The sequence below is a fragment of the Actinoplanes subtropicus genome (assembly GCF_000721705.1).
GTDB classification, from domain to species: domain Bacteria; phylum Actinomycetota; class Actinomycetes; order Mycobacteriales; family Micromonosporaceae; genus Actinoplanes; species Actinoplanes subtropicus.
The window spans coordinates 1-596 of sequence record NZ_JOJL01000156.1 but is presented as its reverse complement, the minus strand read 5'-3'; the positions used below and the strand labels follow the sequence as shown (position 1 = coordinate 596).

The following is a 596-nucleotide window of genomic DNA, read 5'->3' as shown; positions in this document are numbered from 1 at the left end:
TTCCACTACACCCGCGACGTCGACACCGTCCTGATCCCCTACCTCGGCCGGTACCGGCTGGCCGACCTCGACGCCCAACTTTTGCGCACCGTGTTCGCCGCGATCGCCGACACCCGCAACAACAAGGGCCGACCGCAGTCCCCTTCGGCGATGAGCCACCTGCGCACCACCCTGCGCGCCGCGCTCAACCTGGACGTCAAGGAAGGCGTGCTGGACTGCAACCCTGCCCGGCATATCGAGATCAAGGGCTATCAGCAATCGCACGCCAAGGTGTGGACCGAGTGCGCCGGGGCGAGTTGTGCGGGCTGCGCTGGAGCGACATCGACCTCGACCGCGGCGTGCTGACCATCGAGCGGAACCGGACTACGGTCGGCTACCAGGGCGTCGAGGGCGATCCGAAGACGCCGGCCGGCAGGCGATCGGTCGCCCTGGACAAACGCAGCATCCAGATCCTGCGCGTACACCGCCGCTACGAGCTGGACCGCAAGACGGAGGCCGCCGAGAACGGCAAACCGTGGACCGATACCGGCTACGTTTTCACCCGATCCGACGGGCTGCCGATCAACCCGAACTACGCCACCACCCGCTTCCGGCTC

The 596-nt window shown here is 67.3% G+C and carries 1 protein-coding gene and 1 pseudogene; both read left to right on the top strand.

What is annotated here, in order from left to right; translation table 11 throughout:
- A pseudogene (locus IH26_RS61835) lies at window positions 1-345 on the top strand (hypothetical protein); the annotation flags it as partial.
- On the top strand, window positions 282-596 hold a 315-nt coding region (locus IH26_RS61060), incomplete at its 3' end, for a site-specific integrase (protein WP_483757049.1). The pseudogene IH26_RS61835 and the gene IH26_RS61060, both read left to right, overlap by 64 nt.